Raw genomic sequence first — 2044 nt, 5'->3', positions numbered from 1 at the left:
CTTTGGGGTTGGAACGGCTGGTGTTGTGTTGGGTGCTGGTGTGCACGCTGTTGGGTCCTGAGGGACCGGGCCTGCTGTCGTCTTCGGATGGTGGTGGATCGGACTCTTGGGCCTTCGTTCGCCGGCTTTGTGTTGGTGGGTGTTGGTACCGATCGTATGTTGAGAACTACACAGTGGACGCGAGCATCTTGAATGCCGCGAATGTCGCCTTTGGGTGGTGTTTGTGGTGTTCAGCAATTTTAGTCAAGAGTTTCTGAGAATGAAATGATTGGCTACTCATGTGTAAATCAAATCTTTAAGAGCAAACGGTGGATGCCTTGGCATCTGGAGCCGAAGAAGGACGTAGAAATCTGCGATAAGCCTCGGGGAGTTGATAATCGAACTTTGATCCGAGGATTTCCGAATGGGGAAACCCCGCCAGGCCCCTTGTGGTGACCTGGTGACTCCCGCCTGAATATATAGGGCGGGTAGAGGGAACGTGGGGAAGTGAAACATCTCAGTACCCACAGGAAGAGAAAACAACAGTGATTCCGTTAGTAGTGGCGAGCGAACGCGGATCAGGCTAAACCGGTCGTGTGTGATACCTGGTAGGGGTTGCACGGTCGGGGTTGTGGGACTTTTCATGCTGCTCTACCAGGCAGTGGGCGTGACAATAGCGTATAGACGAACAGCTTTGAATGGCTGACCAGAGGGGGTGCGAGTCCCGTAGTCGAAATGCGTGTATTGACGTTGAAGAGTATCCCAAGTAGCACGGGGCCCGAGAAATCCCGTGTGAATCTGTCAGGACCACCTGATAAGCCTAAATACTCCCAGATGACCGATAGCGGACAAGTACCGTGAGGGAAAGGTGAAAAGTACCCCGGGAGGGGAGTGAAATAGTACCTGAAACCGTTTGCTTACAATCCGTCGGAGCAGCCTTGTAGCTGTGACGGCGTGCCTTTTGAAGAATGAGCCTGCGAGTTAGTGATATGTGGCGAGGTTAACCCGTGTGGGGCAGCCGTAGCGAAAGCGAGTCTGAATAGGGCGATTCAGTCGCATGTCCTAGACCCGAAGCGAAGTGATCTATCCATGGCCAGGTTGAAGCGAAGGTAAGACTTCGTGGAGGACCGAACCCACCTAGGTTGAAAACTGGGGGGATGAGCTGTGGTTAGGGGTGAAAGGCCAATCAAACTTCGTGATAGCTGGTTCTCTCCGAAATGCATTTAGGTGCAGCGTTGCGTGTTTCTTACCGGAGGTAGAGCTACTGGATGGCCGATGGGGCCCAAAAGCTTACTGACGTCAGCCAAACTCCGAATGCCGGTAAGTGAGAGCGCAGCAGTGAGACTGTGGGGGATAAGCTTCATAGTCGAGAGGGAAACAACCCAGACCACCAACTAAGGTCCCAAAGCGCGTGCTAAGTGGAAAAGGATGTGGAGTTGCACAGACAACCAGGAGGTTGGCTTAGAAGCAGCCACCCTTGAAAGAGTGCGTAATAGCTCACTGGTCAAGTGATTCCGCGCCGACAATGTAACGGGGCTCAAGCACGCCACCGAAGTTGTGGCATTCATATTTATAGACAGGCCTTCGTGGTCCAGTCGTGTGGATGGGTAGGAGAGCGTCGTGTGGCGAGTGAAGCGGCGGTGGAAACCAGCCGTGGACGCTACACGAGTGAGAATGCAGGCATGAGTAGCGAAAGACGGGTGAGAAACCCGTCCTCCGAATGATCAAGGGTTCCAGGGTCAAGCTAATCTGCCCTGGGTAAGCCGGGACCTAAGGCGAGGCCGACAGGCGTAGTCGATGGACAACGGGTTGATATTCCCGTGGCCGGCGAAAAACCGCCCAAGCTAATCCAGTAGTGCTAAGAGTCTGAATCTCTTCGTCCGCCTTCGGGTGGGTGGGGAGCCTAGCGCTCGACCCCGTTCTGGTGCGGTTAGCGTATTAACAGGTGTGACGCAGAAAGGTAGCCGAACCGGGTGATTGGTTGAATCCGGGCAAGGACGTAGGGTGAGTGATAGGCAAATCCGTCACTCGTGAAGCCTGAGATCTGACGCGGAACTCACTTATG

At 54.0% G+C, this 2044-nt stretch carries 1 rRNA gene (cut by a window edge); it reads left to right on the top strand.

From position 1 onward, the window contains the following. Nucleotides 1-285 precede the first annotated feature (285 nt). Nucleotides 286-2044: ribosomal RNA gene (locus C5E05_RS19675) — 23S ribosomal RNA — on the top strand (it continues 1453 nt past the right edge of the window).

This window comes from Pseudoclavibacter sp. AY1H1 (assembly GCF_002931055.1).
Classification (GTDB): domain Bacteria; phylum Actinomycetota; class Actinomycetes; order Actinomycetales; family Microbacteriaceae; genus Pseudoclavibacter.
The sequence above is the reverse complement of the archived record's forward strand: the minus strand, read 5'-3'. Positions and strand labels throughout refer to the sequence as shown.